The sequence below is a fragment of the Idiomarina zobellii genome, from assembly GCF_900100855.1.
Taxonomy (GTDB): Bacteria; Pseudomonadota; Gammaproteobacteria; order Enterobacterales; family Alteromonadaceae; genus Idiomarina; species Idiomarina zobellii.
Genome location: NZ_FNCB01000021.1, coordinates 12,995 through 30,333, shown reverse-complemented (window position 1 = coordinate 30,333; position 17,339 = coordinate 12,995). Strand labels below are relative to the sequence as shown.

The following is a 17,339-nucleotide window of genomic DNA, read 5'->3' as shown; positions in this document are numbered from 1 at the left end:
TATGTGCGGACCGTCATCTACACAACCAATGCCGTTGAGGCGGTACACCGCCAGTTCAGAAAACTGACCAAAACCAAAGGCGGTTTTAGCAATGAAGGTAGCTTGCTTAAGCTGCTGTACGCGGGTATGTTAAAAGCAACTGAGCGCTGGTCGCACCCGGTGCAGAACTGGAATCTGACACTGTCTCAGCTAACCATCCACTTTGAAGGTCGACTGGATGGCCACATAGATTTATGAAAACTTGGCTGACACAGAATATTGAACACTCTCAGGCTATCAAGCGGAACACTTATCAACTTTAGCTTTGCGCTTTCAATTAATTTGTGTTCACTTTGGTAAACTCTATGCTTTGTCCAAAAACCATCATAATATATCGAAGTCTTAGGTGAGGTCGTGCATCCAACAACAAAGCATAACGTAATGATAAATAAAGTATATTTAACCACAAATTTCACCTTCTTCGGTAGGTCTACATGTAGGGCCACTTACTTTTTCAACTTTTCCATCGAAATGATCTTCCCTTCCCCTGTTTCAGAGTTAATAATATTTTCTTTCATCATCGTAACTTGGTCTTGAGCAGAACTCGCAACGCCATCTTGGTTAACTACTACATGGGTGATTTCATGTATTAGCCCAGTCGCTGGACTTTGAGAGCCTTCTTTTGTCACTAACCCTTCTCGGGGATTCCATTCTATTTGGTCTCCGTATACAGGGTCACCTATTTGGGCATTTGAAGCACCACTAGTTTTATTAATTGTGACTGTGAGTGAGCCTTTATCCGCTGACAACTACCAGTGATACACATCAACCGCTGGTAGCCTGAAGAGTTCAACACTAGGCTTTCCTTCTCGTATTGCTTTGGCTTCACGAATAGTCGTCACGAAGTTGGATACTGTCTTTTCATGATAAAGAGGAACGCCTTTAAGAACATCATGAAGTTGATCTGTATACGAAAATTTGTTCTTTTTGTATGATGCAGGGTTCCTCACCAAACCCTCACCTACCCAATAGTTTTCAACAGTTCCTGATTCTTTCGTCGCGGTATACTTAACCGCGTCATATCCCAAAATACTTCTTTTCTGCTTTGTTTTTACTATTTGTTCAATTCCAAGTTCCGAAAAGCCCTCAGGCTCAGCCGTATCAGTTACAAAGAATTTAAGCACGCCAGTCTTAAATAAGGTATATTCCTCATTGGTGTCAGCAAAATACCAAATTCTATCGACCCGCTCTCCGTTTTTATATATGTGAAGCCAATCACCATTTGCATTAAAACATTCCGTTCGCTCATCGCCATTAGACTTTTGGATCTCAGCTATAGCAAACTCAGCCTTTTCTCTTCGCTCAACATTCTCAGTAGGCACTGCTAAGTAAGTAACAGTGTAATCAATGCACCCCACAAACACATCAGTGTCCAATTCACTCGAAGTTTGAGGAATTCCCTCCACTGCGCGGTTGTGCTGAGATATGTATGTTTCCTGAGAGAACACTGAAGATGAGCTTAGGCAGATAACCAGAAAGATTAGCCACTTTTTGTACTGCGCCATATTGATCCTTTTAAATAATCCCATGTGGGTATGCTGTCAGAAATTCAAAGTGGCTAAATACTAGCCCTACGAAAGCAAGAATAATGACTAAGAAACAAAAACTTCAGCATTAATCGCCGGCGGCGCCAATCTATGGCTATGAGGTGTCTATCGAATCAATGGTGATTCATTTACCCGCCAATACCATTAATCAGCCTATCAGGTACGCCTATACTTTTACCTGTTATTTAATCACTAGATAAGAGTCTAGTTTATGTACCCCGACTACGATCCCTCGACAATATTCGGGCTCATGGAAAGTTGTATCATAGTTAAAAAGTAAACCAGCGAAAATCCAAGACTTTGCGAGAGAGAGCTTTAGGTGGCTTAGCTCATCATCATGCTCAACTCGGTAAAACAATTCACTAGCAATAACCTCAAAATCTCCGTCTTCAATGTTTTGATTTACAGGATAATCCAAAGCGAAGTCACGGGCTAACAGTAACATTTCATTGTCTTTCAACCACTCTAGTAACTCATAGTCACTATGTGGAGAAGGGTGAATTTCGTTACGTGGTATGTTTTCGGCTACGTGAAAATCAAAGTCGACGTCATAAGAGGACTCAAACCTTGAAATCAACGTAATATTTTTATAATTAAGCCTTCGTACCGATTCAGCGATAATTTTCGAACAAGGATTAATATTTTTTTCCAAGAACTCCGTAACTTTTTTTAAGGTGTCATCTGAATTCATTTATTGCTTCTCAATTTTGTCGTCACTCGGGAAATAATCCCACCTATCCCCATCTTCATCAGTATAGGTTACATGAGGCCCTCTCTTGGTACCTTCTTGATGAGTATCCAAGTCGTTGTGGATCTGTTCACCAGTTTCCGGATTGACCCATGCCCCCTGAGAACTACCAACTGGCGAGTTTGGATTACCCTTCCACTCCCAACCTTCAGCGGGAGGGTTTTGCAAATCACTCCCTGACGGGCGCTCACCAACTAAACCTTTAACCTTCCCTTTTGCGCTATCCTCCGCAGATTCTTCAAAGACAAGATTTCCGTACCTATCAGTCCTAGGAGTATCTCGACCTCCCTGTGAGGATGGGAAAACAGGCTTAGCAGCCCTGTTCTTATTAGGAAGTACTGGTGGAAGTATAACAGGCCTAATTAGGGGAATAGCCTGGCGACCATCGGGGTCAACAAACTTATAAGGATTGTTATTCCCATAAGCATACCGATTAAAGCTATGCACATCACGGAAGCCAATGGGGTCGTTGCTATAAAACCGCCCAATTACTGGATCGTAGTATCGTGCCTGCATATACATTAATCGACACTACGAGCCATAGTAAAACATCAATAAAATTAAACTAATACAGTGCGTTAGCAGTATAGCTTAATTATTGAAGCCTACTGCATTGAGCACCAAAAAAAAACCTTACGAGGGCGAGGCTTTGGATGCGAAAGTCTCAATTAGAGAATAACGTTCGGTTCAGTCTTCGTCTCCTGCGACAACACAGCAACATTTCAAATGTCAGGGAGAAAAGAAGTTTCTCTTATATTCAATTCTTATTAATCGATTTTCTTTAAAAGTGGTCTTTACTGTTTCTTTGTGGACACTAGGGTAGTTTAATACCCAAAGGTCCGAGTCGAAAAGACTTTCTTTCTCTTTCTTTTGAAAGACCAATTCCATTTGACCTGTCCGATCAAAATAACCGACAATTTTGAGTTTACTGTTATAAACCGGATTAAGTGTTATTCGAACAACGTCTTCTTTGCTATCACCAATACTTAATCCTCGGTATTCGCCGGATTCGACTAAGCCACTTCTGTCAATAAGTGGCCAGATATAGTAGTAGCTCAGAATAATCACGTTGAACAGCAACACTAACATGGCAAATATTATCGTAATTTTCTTTAACATAAACTCAGCAAATGCTCCAAAATTTATAAACCAGCTTAAAAATAAGGTAAATTCATCATCACTAATTTATAAATTAGTATTAAGAATCGCCTTCATATTCTGAATATTAATTATTAATTTCAGACAAATCTCTCTCTAACTTTGCTTGATTGACCTGTACATTATTCGCAGCTTCTGCACCCGGTAGGTTAGCCCCTGCTGGTAAAGCGAAGTTGTTCCCTGCTATGCCCGCTGCCATTTGTCCAATAAGTGCAGCGGCAGAGTTGCTATTTGCACCCGGTCCGGGCTGAAGAGAAGGAACGGTTTCATAATCATCATTTCCAATTATGGCCTTGCCTACAGCTTCAGTTACAGCGTCTGGAGCATTTATTGTTGAAGTAAACACTCCTTCTGGAAGTGATGTACCGTTATTCAAAGAACCTATAACGTCATTTGCAAATCCAGCATCTGCAATATCTGTAGCATCACCAGAATTCGTAACATTTCCTAAAGGATCATTACCAGCTTGCTCCACTGGGCCAAAACTAAAACGTGATGCCATTGAGTGTTGACCATTGCTACTCACATTAGTGGTTATTACAAAGCCGTGTTGCGCTAAACTAGTACCGCTTAGTGGTCTAGCTATAAAGATCGAGTCCCTACCATCAGGATCAATATACTTATACGGATTGTTATTCGCATAAGCATACCGGTTAAAACTATGAACACCACGGTAACCCAAAGGATCATTCGAATAAAACCGCCCAATCACCGGATCATAGTATCGTGCCTGCATATAAAGTAGCCATGGTATTAATGATAGGGTTTACTACATGGTCGATATTTTTATCGGGCATATTTACGTTTTAGCGCTGCGATAAATTGGTGCATGCCGCTTTCTTTCAACGTCAACCTCTCGTACGTCAGGGTGGTTTTAAAGCTCTTCATTTTCGGAGTGAATTCAGCTTTACTCTTTACCGTAGAAAAGTCAGCCCCTTGTCGGCCATCCTGGCATTTCGAATTAGCATGTTCCGAGTAGTATGGACATGTTTCAAGACACACCCATACTACTTAGGGTTTCAAAACTATATGTTATTATCTAAAAACTGCTCAATTTCGGAAAACGCTTTTATACGATTGGGCTGCCGATCTAAATAGTGAGAACCAAACTCTAGCTCTACATACTTAACCGGCTTATTTGCGCTTTTCAATACGTCATACAGATCTTTGGACTGGGCGATACGGACTCGTGTATCTAAGTCACCGTGAATCAATAAAATTGGGCGTTTAACTTTGTCGACATGGTTAATGAGCGAGTTTTCGTCCATTCTTTTTACATCGGTCTCATCTTGATAACTACCAATCATTTGTTGACGTAACGCGCTGAGAATATCAAACGTTTGGTCAGCTTTCACCATTTCGGTTAGGTCGCTGATACCTGCAATACTGACAAAACAACGAAAGCGTTTTGGTGTTTTAAATGCGGCTGTTAGAGCGACATAACCTCCGTAGCTGGCACCGACTACGCACATCCTATCACCATCAATACCCGGCTGTTGAACAGCCCAGTCAACAGTGTCCATAATGTCGTCTTGCATTTTTAATCCCCACTGCTCGTAGCCAGCTGTCTCAAAAGCGCTGCCATATCCAGTAGAACCCCGGAAATTAGGTTGTAAAACAGCATAGCCGCGACTAGCTAAAAACTGTACTGCATAATCAAAGTACTTATAATCGCGTGTGGCAGGTCCTCCGTGGGGAAACAAGATTAATGGTACTTCTCCATCTTGTTGAACAGGACGCGTGAGATAACCGTGTATCGTCAATCCGTCATCTGTTGTAATGTTAAAACTTTCTTTTTTTGCAAGCTTTTTCCCTTCCAGATATGGATATTCGCTATACCATGGTGTTGCTTTACTATTCTTAAGATCCACTAAAAAATATCTTCCGGGAATGTTATCTTTTACACCATAAACAAGTAAGCGTTTCTTATCCTGACTACGGGAAACAATGTAGGTTTCTAACTGCTTAAATGTATTTTTAATTAATTCGTTCTGTTTGCCATCGGTCTTATTGAGATAATGCTTTTGTTGATAATCGTCAAAATACGTGACACCGATGATCTTATCGTCTTTCTCAATGACCGAGCTAACATCGTAGTCAGAGTTGGTGTAGATGAGATCGACGTACTCACCCGTTTCAATGTTAAAAGTATAAAGTGAAACTCGGCCTGTTTTGTAATCTGAAAGTACGTATGCTAGGTGTTTTTCCGAGTCAAACCCAACGGGGTTAAAAGTCGCATCTTTAGTAACTTCAAAAGATTTTAATTTTCTCCACTCTTCCGTTCCTGCATCGCTATACCAAAAAGTACGGAGTAATGGGTTCTCTTCGTCATATGCTAAGCCGAGAACAACCCGCCCTTCATTATCGGTGAACCATGACGATACCTCGTATCGGTTAATAAAAAGTTTTTCAAAGGTGCTATCGTAGATATCTACCTTATAAGGTACGGGATAATTTTCACGTTCGTTGTATCCTTGAAGAATAATATGACGGGGCTCGTCTTCCAAATAACTCAAAACATTATCGTTATCGCGAAATCGCGCCCAAGAATCGTCTCTGGCAGCACGACGATTAATTTCAACCAAGTCGCTACCATCGTGATTAACCGAATACAGGCGACCGATTTTGAAGCGCTTTCCCGCAATGAGTTCTACATAGCTGGCCGAAACAAGTAGACGTTCATTATTAGCCCATTCAACCCACTCAATGCGCGCTTCCCCCTCTTTTAATGTAACGACAGTCACTAAATCTTGCTTGTCAAAGGGAGTAACAGCTACATCATAAGTATTTCCGTTAGCAATCAAAACTGCGATACGCTTACCGTCAGGTGAAACAGTTGGTTGTGCAATCATAGGGAGGTGAGCGAACTGTTTAACTGGCTCCAGAACATCTTTGCCAAAACTGGGGGGAATGACTCCTAAGAGCGCAGTTGTCATTAATATAGTTATTATAAATATTTTTAACATAGTTTTATTTTGGTAAGGAATAAGAATCAAATAGCCTACTAACTAGTTTACTTTTTATCAACAAGTTGACATCACGTCTGCGTTCCGAAGTTCTTCTCAAAAAAATAATCTAATAAGATTAGATCTTTTTTCCCCTCCTGACGATCTGGTTAGGTTAAAGCTATCTCTCTATAAGTATAAGCCTATTTTTTTTCTGCTTATCTTTTTGCAGAGAGTCAATTATTAAAACGTATCCCATCTCGGCCAGCCCTGCCAATAATGTTCAATCTGAATTGAAGGCAAGCTCGTTAATTAAAGCCATTGAAAAGTGGTTGTACCAGCCCAGAAAAATTTGGGCTGGCGCTATAAATGATTTAGAATGATCGTATCTTTTGGTCTGACCAATTTACCGCTATGTCTGAGTTGCCCATAAAACAAACGAAGCTATCGGATACTATCGTTGCTCATTTTGAGCAAATGATTGTGGACGGGCGCTTGCGTGCCGGGCAAAAACTACCGTCGGAACGGCAGCTGGCGCAGCAGTTTAATGTGTCTCGCCCGTCGTTGCGCGAAGCCATTCAAAAATTGGAAGCGAAAGGCGTTGTTGAGCGCCGGCAAGGCGGTGGCACTTATGTGGTGAATACGGTTAACGAACAATTGACCCAGCCTTTATTTGAGTTATTGGCAAAACACCCTGAGTCGCAGTTTGACTTGCTGGAATTTCGACATGCACTGGAAGGCATTTCGTCGTTTTATGCGGCATTGAGAGGCACCAAAGCCGATCTAGAACGCATAGAAGAGAGTATAAAAGGAATAGTGCAAAGCCAAAGCGCTGAAATAAATGAGCAAGTAGACGCTTTGGTCGAATTTTACCACCGCATAGCAGAAGCCTCTCATAACGTCATTCTTGTGCACGTTGTGCAGGGCATGCAAGAGCTATTGGCTGAGAATATTCGACAGAATCTGGAAATAATCGGTAGCCGCAAAGAGCTGCTGGAAAAACTGAATCAACACCGTCAGCAACTGGTTAGCGCTATTGTTGATGGTCAACCGGAGCAAGCGCGGGATGCGTGTCACCAACATTTGACCTATATTGAACAGATATTGTTAGAGTTGGGCAAAGAACAGTCTCGTATTCAGCGTTCGCTGCGACGTTCCTGAATTGATAAGAAGGTAAGGAATTGCTATGAGTGATCAATTAACACAAGATGTCGACACACAGGAAACTCAGGAGTGGTTAGACGCTCTTGAAGGTGTGCTGGATGCCGAAGGTCCGGAGCGCGCCCACTTCCTGTTAGAGCAGTTAGTCGATAAGGCCCGCCGAAACGGGGCCTACCTGCCTTATAAGCCGACGACGGCTTACTTAAATACGATTCCTGCAAGTCAGGAACCGACCATGCCGGGTAACCAAACCATGGAAGCGCGCATTCGCTCAGCTATTCGCTGGAATGCGGTCATGATGGTATTGCGTGCATCACAAAAAGGTGAAGAGCTTGGCGGCCACATTGCCAGCTTTGCGTCTTCAGCAATGCTGTATGACGTCGGTTTTAACCACTTCTTCCGTGCACCAAACGACAAAGACGGTGGTGACTTCTTATTTATTCAGGGACATGCGTCACCGGGTATATACGGACGTGCATTCTTAGAAGGCCGTTTGACCGAAGAGCAGCTAAATAACTTCCGTCAGGAAGTTGAAGGTAAAGGTCTACCTTCGTATCCACACCCGAATTTAATGCCTGACTTCTGGCAATTCCCGACAGTATCAATGGGCTTAGGGCCAATTCAGGCAATTTACTTAGCCCGTTTCCTGAAATATCTGACAGACCGTGGCATTAAAGATTGCTCAAATCAGCGTGTTTACTGCTTTATGGGTGACGGTGAGACCGATGAGCCAGAAAGCTTGGGTGCTATTGGCCTGGCCGCGCGTGAAGAGTTAGACAACTTAACCTTTGTCATTAACTGTAACCTGCAGCGCTTAGACGGCCCGGTCCGCGGTAATGGTAAAATCATTCAGGAACTGGAAGGCACGTTCCACGGCGCAGGCTGGGAAGTGATTAAAGTTATCTGGGGTCGTTATTGGGATCCTCTGCTGTATCGCGACACCGAAGGTAAGTTGCAGCAGCTTATGGAAGAAACCGTCGACGGCGACTACCAGAACTTTAAAGCCAAAGGTGGCGCGTACACTCGTGAGCACTTCTTTGGCAAACATCCTGAAACCGAAGAAATGGTTGCCAACTTGTCAGACGAAGACATCTGGCGCCTGAACCGTGGTGGTCACGACCCGGTAAAAGTGTACTCGGCCTACCATAAAGCCGCGAACACCAAAGGTCGTCCTCAGGTTATTTTAGCGAAAACCGTTAAAGGTTATGGTATGGGCGCCGCTGGTGAAGGTAAAAACATTGCCCACCAGGTTAAGAAAATGGACATGGATGCCATTAAGCATCTGCGCGACCGCTTCAACATTCCGTTTAAAGACGAAGAATTAGAAGACTTACCGTACTACAAGTTTGAAGACGACAGCGACGAAATGAAGTACATGAACGAACGTCGTGAAAGTCTAAATGGCTACATGCCAGTGCGTCGTCCTGAATCGGACGTTGAACTTGAGCTGCCATCGCTGAAAGCATTTGATGCGGTATTGAAAGGCTCTGGCGACCGTGAAATTTCGTCAACGATGGCTTTTGTTCGTGTTCTTACTGCGTTGCTGAAAGATAAGAAAATTGGTAAACGAGTGGTACCAATTATTCCGGATGAGGCTCGTACCTTTGGTATGGAAGGCTTATTCCGTCAGGTTGGTATTTATGCCCACCATGGCCAGAAGTACACGCCACAGGATAAAGACCAGGTTGCCTATTATCGCGAAGATAAAAAAGGCCAGGTTATTCAGGAAGGCATTAACGAATTGGGTGCAATGGCATCATGGGTGGCAGCGGGTACCAGCTACTCGTTAAACAACGAACCGATGATCCCATTCTACATTTATTACTCGATGTTCGGCTTCCAGCGTGTCGGCGATTTAGTCTGGGCAGCAGGCGACAGCCAAACTCGCGGCTTCTTAGTCGGCGGTACAGCCGGACGCACAACGCTGAATGGCGAAGGCTTGCAGCACCAGGACGGGCACAGCTTAGTGCACTTTGGTACGGTACCAAACTGCATCAGCTACGACCCAACCTACGGTTACGAAATTGCTGTCATTGTTCAGGACGGCCTGAAGCGCATGTTTGGCGATCAGGAAAATGTGTTCTACTACATTACTGTCATGAACGAGAACTATCATCAGCCGGAAATGCCGGAAGGCGTCGAAGAAGGCATCATCAAAGGTATTTACGAGCTAGATAAGGTAAAAGCCAAGAAGAAAGCCAAAGGCGATGTGCAGCTCCTGGGTAGTGGTACTATTTTACAGCAGGTGCGCAAAGCGGCTGATATTCTTGCTGAGGACTACGACATTAACTCAACGGTATACAGCGTAACCTCGTTTAACGAGTTGGCGCGTGATGGTTTAGACACCGACCGTTGGAACATGCTGAATCCTGAGAAGAAAGAAAAAGAAGCCTACATTACGCAAGTGATGAAAAAAGCCAAAGGCCCTGCGGTTGCAGCAACCGATTATGTGAAGTTGTATGCCGATCAGGTCCGTGCCTGGGTACCAACGCCATACCGCGTACTGGGCACCGACGGCTTTGGCCGTTCTGACAGCCGTGCGAATTTGCGTAAGCACTTTGAAATTGACCCGCAATACATTGTTGTTGCGGCGTTAAAAGAGCTGGCAGACCAAGGTGATATCGATAAGAAAGTGGTAGCGAAAGCTATCAAAGATTACGGTATCGACACTGACAAACTTAACCCACGTTTGGCGTAAGGAGGTACTGAGATGGCCGATCAAATCGAACTCAAAGTCCCCGACGTGGGCGGTGAAGAAGTAGAAGTCATTGAAATTCTCGTCAGTGAAGGCGATACCGTTGAACAAGAAGACGGTATCGTGACGGTTGAAAGTGACAAAGCGTCAATGGATATTCCAGCGTCTTCGGGCGGCAAAATTGTTGAGCTGAAAGTCAAAGAGGGCGACACCATCAGCGAAGGCGATGTGCTCGCTATTGTTGAAGCAGCTGGCGACTCTGATGCTTCTGATGAAGAAGAAAAAGACGCTGAGCCGGAACAAAATGATGACAAGTCTGATGATAAAGACGAAGAAAAGTCTGAGTCGAAAGACGACGGTAAAGAAGAGAAAGAAGACTCTTCTGAGCCGAATAAAAAGTCGTCAGGTGGCAGCAAAGTCATTGATGTCGAAGTGCCTGACATTGGTGACGAAGAAGATGTCGAAATTATTGAAGTGTTGGTGTCAAAAGGCGACTCGGTTGCTGAAGAAGACGGCCTTATCACCTTAGAAACTGACAAAGCGACAATGGATGTGCCTTGTCCGCAAGACGGCGAAATTGAAGAAATGCTGGTCAGTGTCGGTGACAAAGTGTCACAAGGTTCTGTTATTGCTAAGTTGAAAGTATCCGAGGGTGCTGACGACAGTGATGACTCGAGTGATGATTCAGAAAAAGAAGCGGCGCCAAAAGAAGAAAGCAAATCCGATGACGCCGATAAACAGGAATCAAAAAGCGACAGTGGCAGCGGTGCGAAGCCTAGTGGTGAACGCCAGCCGCCCGTGCCTGACCATCCAAGTCAGCGCAGCGATCGCAAAGAAGGCATATTGCATGCGTCACCAGCAGTACGTCGTGTGGCTCGCGAATTTGGCGTTGACTTGTCACAAGTCAAAGGCTCAGGCCCGAAAAATCGTATCCTGAAAGAAGACGTACAGGACTTCGTTAAATACGAACTGTCACGTCCGAAAGCGGTTGCAGGCGCAACAGGCCAGGGCGGCGGTGGCTTGCAAGTCATTGACCCACCTAAGGTCGATTTCAGCAAGTTCGGTGAAGTGGAAGAAGTTCAACTGTCGCGCATTCAGCGCAAGTCTGGACCTAACCTGCACCGCAACTGGGTGACCATTCCGCACGTGACACAATTTGACGAGGCGGATATCACCGAACTGGAAAAATTCCGTAAAGCCGAAAATGAAGTGGCGAAAAAGCAGGATTTAGGCTTCAAGATAACGCCGTTGGTGTTCATCATGAAAGCTTGTGCGAAAGCGCTGCGTGAATTCCCAACCTTTAACTCATCACTTTCTGAGTCTGGTGAGTCGTTGTACATGAAAAAATATGTGCACATTGGTATTGCGGTAGATACACCTAACGGCTTAGTGGTTCCAGTTATTCGTGACGTTGATAAAAAAGGCATCTACGAGCTGTCTGAAGAGCTGGTTGAAATTAGCTCAAAAGCTCGCGACGGTAAGCTGAAAGCGTCGGATATGCAGGGTGGGTGCTTCTCGATTTCAAGTCTAGGCGGCATTGGCGGTACAGCCTTTACGCCAATTGTAAATGCGCCGGATGTAGCTATTCTTGGGGTCTCTCGAAACGAGATGAAGCCTAAATGGAATGGTCAGGAGTTTGAACCACGCTTAACCTTGCCATTGTCATTGTCATACGACCACCGTGTTATTGACGGCGCCGAAGCAGCGCGCTTCACCGCCTACTTAAGCGGCGTGTTGGGAGATATACGCAAATTGGTGCTTTAAGCACCAATTTGGGCAGGAAATACGAATTAATTCGCGCTACAATAGCGCCACATTTAGCGTTGATTGACCTCGGCTGGTGGCTCAACCGGCCGTGACAAAGAAGGGGTTAACATGAGCGACAAAATTAAAACGCAAGTAGTAGTGTTGGGTGCAGGACCGGGCGGCTATTCAGCTGCTTTCCGTGCTGCTGACCTGGGTATGGATGTAGTTCTGGTTGAACGTTACAACACTTTGGGCGGTGTTTGCCTGAACGTTGGCTGTATTCCATCAAAAGCACTATTGCACTTAGCTAAGCACATTGAAGATGCAAAGCACTTAGCTGACGAAGGCATAGACTTCGGTAAGCCTAAAATCGACCTGGATAAAATCCGTAAACACAAAGAGAAAGTCGTGGGTCAATTAACGGGCGGTCTTGGACAAATGTCTAAGATGCGTAAAGTAAAAGTAGTGAATGGCTTAGGTAAGTTTACCGGTAGCAACACCTTGAAAGTTGAAGGCGATGACGGTGCTACTGAAATTGAATTCGATAACGCGATTATCGCAGCGGGTTCTCAAGCTATTAAACTGCCGTTTATTCCTCATGATGACGAGCGCATCTGGGACTCGACTGACGCTCTTGAGCTTAAAGAAGTTCCTGAGAAACTGTTGCTATTAGGCGGCGGTATCATTGCTCTGGAAATGGGTACGGTATACAGCGCTTTAGGTTCTAAAGTTGATGTCGTAGAAATGACTGATCAGCTTGTGCCACCAGCAGACAAAGACATTATTAAGAACTTCAACAAGCAAATGAAAGGCAAGTTTGAAAATGTCATGCTGAGCACTAAAGCAACGAACGTTGAAGCGAAGAAAGACGGCGTTTACGTGACTTTTGAAGGCGACAAAGCGCCGAAAGAGCCCGTTAAATATGACGCCGTATTGGTTGCTGTTGGCCGTGCGCCAAATGGTAACAAGCTGGATGCGGACAAAGCGGGTGTTAACGTTGATGACCGCGGCTTTATTAAAGTCGACAGCCAAATGCGTACTAACGTTGATCATATCTTCGCTATTGGCGACATTGTGGGTCAACCAATGCTGGCGCATAAAGCGGTACATGAGTCTCACGTTGCGGCTGAAGTTATTGCTGGTAAGAAGCACTTCTTCGAACCAAAAGTTATCCCTTCTATCATGTACACAGATCCAGAAGTTGCATGGGCGGGTGTTACTGAGAAAGAAGCGAAAGAGCAAGGTATTGAATATGATGTTGTGACTTTCCCATGGTCTGCATCTGGCCGGGCTATCGCTTCAAATGCACAACAGGGTATGACGAAACTTATCTTTGATAAGAACAACCGTATTATTGGCGGTGCTATGTGTGGTAGCAACGCTGGTGAGTTGTTGGGCGAAGTTTGCTTAGCGATTGAAATGGGCTGTGATGCAGAAGACATCGCGTTGACAGTTCACGCTCACCCAACCTTGCATGAGTCTGTTGGCTTAGCCGCAGAAATTCAGGAAGGGTCAATTACCGATATGCCGAACCCTAAGGCGAAAAAGAAGAAGTAACATTTTGTTACGATAAATCATCGGTAAAACGGCTACATTCACCGCGAATGTGGCCGTTTTTTTTGCGCTGAATTTCACAATGCGCTAGTTTAATGGGGCTAAAATAATGAACACTATAAAAAGGTGACGACCAATGAAAAAATTGACCGCTGTAGCGCTAGGCGTATCTATGGCACTGACTCTGGGAGCCTGCTCACCGCAGCAAGAGCAAAATAACCAGCAGTCTCAACAAGCAGAAGAAACCCAACAGCAACTGACGTCGGGCGTTATTCTTGAAAACTTTGATCATAGCGTGAAGCCACAGAATGACTTGTATAGCTATGTAAATGGAAGCTGGATTGAGAAGACAGAAATTCCATCTGACCGCTCTTCTATAGGCGCATTTTACGACTTACGAGAACTCAATCAAAAACGCCTACGTGACATTATTGAAAATGCCGCAGCGTCAAACCCAGAGCCAGGTACGCCAGAACGTAAAATTGGTGACTTCTTTAATGCTTACATGGACACGGAAACGCTTAACGAACTTGGCGCTAAACCAATTGCTAATGATCTTGAAGCCATTCAGGCGTTAGATAGTCATGAAGCAGTTGCTGAACACATGGCGCGTATGTTCCGTAGCGGTGTTTCAATTCCTTTCGGCTTCTACGTGTACCCTGATGCGAAAGATCCACAAACTAACGCTATGTACATGTACCAAGCAGGACTTGGTTTGCCGGACCGTGACTACTACCTAAAAGATGAAGAGAAGTTTGAAGAGATTCGTGCAGAATACGTCAGTTACATTACCGATATTCTGGGAATGGTGGGTTTAGAGAACACGGATGAAGCCGCGGAACGTATCCTGGATTTGGAAACTAAGCTTGCTGAAGTTCAGTGGAGTCGTGTTGAAAGCCGCAATGCCGACAAAACCTACAACAAGAAAACGGCAGACGAAGTATCGGGAATGTTCGCCAACTTTGACTTCAAACGTTTTATAGAAACGTCTGAGTTGTCACATGTTGAAGAAATGGTCATCCGTCAGCCGTCATTCTTCGAAGACTTTGGCAATATGTTTGCTGACGTCGATTTACAAACCTGGCAGGACTACTTAAGTCTGCGTTTGGTTAACGAATATGCGTCGGCTCTTAGCGAAGAAATCAGCCAGCGTCGCTTTGATTTCTACGGCACGGTTTTACGGGGTACACCAGAGCAAGAGCCTCGCTGGAAACGTGCGGTTGATGCTACCAACAGTGTTCTTGGCGAAGTTTTAGGTCAGGTTTACGTTAAGGAATACTTCCCGCCAGAAGCGAAAGAAAAAATGGAAGGTCTTATTGAAAACCTGCGTGATGCGTACGGCGAGTCCATCAAGAACCTTGAGTGGATGACCGAAGAAACCAAAGAGAAAGCGTTAGAAAAACTCGCTAAGTTTGACCCGAAAGTGGGTTATCCAAACGAGTGGCGTGATTACAGTGAGTTAGACATCTCAGCGACTGACCTGGTCAGCAACTACAAAGCTTACGCTGAGTTCAACTACCAGGAAGAAATTGCCAAAATTGGTGGCCCAGTTGACGAAGAAGACTGGGGTATGACACCACAGACAGTCAATGCTTACTACAGCCCGGTACGTAACGAAATCGTATTCCCGGCGGGTATTTTACAGCCTCCGTTCTTTGATATGGACGCTGAAATGGCCGTGAATTACGGTGGTATCGGTGCGGTTATTGGTCACGAAATGGGTCATGGTTTCGACGACCAGGGCTCTAAATACGACGGTGACGGCAACCTGCAAAGCTGGTGGACAGAAGCTGACCGTAAAGCGTTTGATGAGCGTGGTCAGAAATTGTCTGAACAATTTAGTCAGTACGAACCTATTGAAGGTTTGAACGTGAATGGTGACCTGACGCTAGGTGAAAACATTGGTGACTTAGCTGGCCTGACTATCGCTTATGAAGCCTACAAAATGTCACTGGACGGTGAAAAAGCGCCCGTACTGGACGGTTTCACCGGCAGCCAGCGCGTGTTCATTGGCTGGGCACAAGTATGGCGTGGTAAATACCGCGAAGACGCTATTCGTCAGCAAGTTATGAGTGACCCTCACTCGCCGGCTGAATATCGTGTCAACGGAACTGTTGTTAACGTACCTGCGTTTTACGAAGCCTTTGAAGTAAAAGAAGGTGATGAGCTGTATGTAGCACCGGAAAATAGAGTGACTATCTGGTAATATTCACTTTATGAAAACGCTAACGGTAATTTTGACATTAATAACTGTGCTTTTGGTGGGGAACTATTCCTCACCAATGGCACATGCTATGCCAATGTCGGATGCCGTTAGCGCTTCTTCAGAGGATACTATGTTGCCGTAACATAGCATGCAGCAACATGACTGTTGTGATGACGCTGATATGGATATGGCCGAGCAGCAAAAAAACTGCGACGAGGAAAGCTCATTTTGCCAGCATTGTGAACAACACTGTGCTGGCCAAATTGGCTTAACGAATGTCTTTAATTTTATTGGCAGTACACATCCTACTCAAAACTACTCAATGAGCGAGCTACCCCTGTGGCAACGCACTGAGCGCTTAATCAGACCGCCTAGACTGATAACTGTATAGATTTTTATACCCGCTTTATAAAAAGGATTATTGTTGTCAGAGTTTTTAGGTGGTAACCCATGAGAATTTTATTATTAGCCTTTATTGTGCTGGTTTTTAGTACATAAGATAATCCTCATAATTAACTTTTAGTTAACATTGAATCATGACTTATTATCTTCTGCAAACTCGCAGTTTTCTTAATCTTACCCTCAGTATTCTGGTGTGAATGTCATGCAGACATCGTCAGGCAAAACTTTCCCAGATGGCATTGGCAGCAGGGCCTAAAGTACGGTTCGCAGAGCGCACTAGGTGTATCTCCAGACTTACCTGTTGGATGAATCCGGGAATGGTAATTTCAACCAGTTTGCCCTGCTTAATGGCATTATGTGCAATGTGTTTTGGAATAATTCCCCATCCAAAGCCTGCCTTTAACAGTTCAAATTGAGTATTCACTTCATTCACTCTTATGCGCTGTTGGCTGGGCAAGCGTAGTACTGCATCTAAGTTAATGCCAATTTCTAAGTTTTGGGGCACTAGCATGGGCAGTTCAAGCAAGTCCTGTCGGCTTGAAGGTATACGTTCGAAGTCATCCACTAAAGAAGATGCAATGGCGACAGTAAGCTCAAATGGTGCGACAGGTAGAGTTTCAAAGTCGCCATACTGACGAAATAAGGGCAGCCACGGGCATAATGCTAAATCAGCGGAGCCGTTATCTATTCGTTTTAGGGCCCGCATTTGCGACTCGCCGTCAATGTGAACTTCGGTGGCGGGGTAATGCTGCTGTATGTGCTCAATACTCGGCAACCATAACTTACTGTCGCAGGTGTGGTCATAGCAAAGGGTTAATAAAGGCTCTGCGCCGTATTTCAGTTGTTCGGTCAGTGACTGCAGTCGCTCCTGCTGGCGTACAACCTCTTCGGCTTGTCGTAAAAAATGTTGACCTTGCTCGGTAAGCTGCAGGCGATATCCGCTTCGATTAAACAACGCAAAGCCGGCACTGTCTTCCAGCTTTTTCAGCGCCATACTGACAGCCGATTGAGTACGGCTTAAGTGATCAGCTGACTTTTGTAAGCTTCCTAGCTCGGCGACAGTGATAAGCATTTTTAGGTGTGATAAATTCATTAAATTATACTGATTAAGTTTTTAATTTTAATTCAATATAATTGT

15 protein-coding genes are annotated in these 17,339 nt (G+C 44.6%); 7 read left to right on the top strand and 8 right to left on the bottom strand.

Translation table 11 applies throughout. From position 1 onward, the window contains the following. Positions 1–237 (top strand): transposase (locus BLT32_RS12310; RefSeq protein WP_143020975.1); only part of this gene is annotated, 237 nt, incomplete at its 5' end. Between the two features lie 248 nt (positions 238–485). On the opposite strand, the gene BLT32_RS12890 is transcribed toward BLT32_RS12310, so the two are convergent. The 7 genes from BLT32_RS12890 to BLT32_RS12270 form a co-directional block, all read right to left on the bottom strand. After that, positions 486–668, bottom strand: coding sequence for a hypothetical protein (locus tag BLT32_RS12890; RefSeq protein WP_143020974.1), 183 nt, complete (start codon positions 666–668; stop codon positions 486–488). A 120-nt stretch (positions 669–788) separates the two neighbouring features. Further along, entirely contained in the window at positions 789–1,568 is a 780-nt protein-coding gene (locus tag BLT32_RS12300; protein ID WP_053954569.1) for a hypothetical protein, read from the bottom strand. 199 nt (positions 1,569–1,767) lie between these two features. Continuing rightward, the gene (locus BLT32_RS12295) at positions 1,768–2,277 is read right to left on the bottom strand and encodes a hypothetical protein (RefSeq protein WP_053954570.1); all 510 of its coding nucleotides are present in this window, start codon (positions 2,275–2,277) and stop codon (positions 1,768–1,770) included. Then, positions 2,278–2,856 carry an RHS repeat-associated core domain-containing protein gene (locus tag BLT32_RS12935; protein ID WP_053954571.1) on the bottom strand — a complete coding sequence of 193 codons (579 nt, stop codon included), beginning with the start codon at positions 2,854–2,856 and terminating at the stop codon, positions 2,278–2,280. Positions 2,857–3,063: 207 nt separating this feature from the next. After that, positions 3,064–3,453, bottom strand: a complete 390-nt coding sequence (locus BLT32_RS12280) for a hypothetical protein (RefSeq protein ID WP_053954572.1) — start codon at positions 3,451–3,453, stop codon at positions 3,064–3,066. A 106-nt stretch (positions 3,454–3,559) separates the two neighbouring features. Then, positions 3,560–4,228: an RHS repeat-associated core domain-containing protein gene (locus tag BLT32_RS13070; RefSeq protein WP_082343279.1), complete on the bottom strand. Its 669-nt coding sequence runs from the start codon at positions 4,226–4,228 to the stop codon at positions 3,560–3,562. Between the two features lie 289 nt (positions 4,229–4,517). After that, positions 4,518–6,428: an alpha/beta hydrolase family protein gene (locus BLT32_RS12270; protein WP_161802665.1), complete on the bottom strand. Its 1,911-nt coding sequence runs from the start codon at positions 6,426–6,428 to the stop codon at positions 4,518–4,520. 423 nt (positions 6,429–6,851) lie between these two features. Here BLT32_RS12270 and pdhR point away from each other — a divergent pair, with 423 nt between their 5' ends. The 6 genes from pdhR (at position 6,852) to BLT32_RS12240 (ending at position 16,190) form a co-directional block, all read left to right on the top strand. Beyond that, complete coding sequence (gene pdhR, locus BLT32_RS12265) at positions 6,852–7,598, top strand: pyruvate dehydrogenase complex transcriptional repressor PdhR (protein WP_053954575.1); 747 nt, start codon at positions 6,852–6,854, stop codon at positions 7,596–7,598. A gap of 25 nt (positions 7,599–7,623) precedes the next feature. Then, the gene (gene aceE, locus BLT32_RS12260) at positions 7,624–10,296 is read left to right on the top strand and encodes a pyruvate dehydrogenase (acetyl-transferring), homodimeric type (RefSeq protein WP_053954576.1); all 2,673 of its coding nucleotides are present in this window, start codon (positions 7,624–7,626) and stop codon (positions 10,294–10,296) included. 12 nt (positions 10,297–10,308) lie between these two features. Continuing rightward, the gene (aceF, locus tag BLT32_RS12255) at positions 10,309–12,057 is read left to right on the top strand and encodes a dihydrolipoyllysine-residue acetyltransferase (protein WP_053954577.1); all 1,749 of its coding nucleotides are present in this window, start codon (positions 10,309–10,311) and stop codon (positions 12,055–12,057) included. A 111-nt stretch (positions 12,058–12,168) separates the two neighbouring features. After that, positions 12,169–13,596, top strand: a complete 1,428-nt coding sequence (gene lpdA / locus BLT32_RS12250; RefSeq protein WP_053954578.1) for a dihydrolipoyl dehydrogenase — start codon at positions 12,169–12,171, stop codon at positions 13,594–13,596. 133 nt (positions 13,597–13,729) lie between these two features. Further along, the gene (locus BLT32_RS12245; RefSeq protein WP_053954579.1) at positions 13,730–15,799 is read left to right on the top strand and encodes a M13 family metallopeptidase; all 2,070 of its coding nucleotides are present in this window, start codon (positions 13,730–13,732) and stop codon (positions 15,797–15,799) included. 148 nt (positions 15,800–15,947) lie between these two features. Then, positions 15,948–16,190, top strand: coding sequence for a hypothetical protein (locus BLT32_RS12240; protein WP_053954580.1), 243 nt, complete (start codon positions 15,948–15,950; stop codon positions 16,188–16,190). A 225-nt stretch (positions 16,191–16,415) separates the two neighbouring features. On the opposite strand, the gene BLT32_RS12235 is transcribed toward BLT32_RS12240, so the two are convergent. Next, positions 16,416–17,294, bottom strand: coding sequence for a LysR family transcriptional regulator (locus BLT32_RS12235; RefSeq protein WP_053954581.1), 879 nt, complete (start codon positions 17,292–17,294; stop codon positions 16,416–16,418). Positions 17,295–17,339 lie beyond the last annotated feature (45 nt).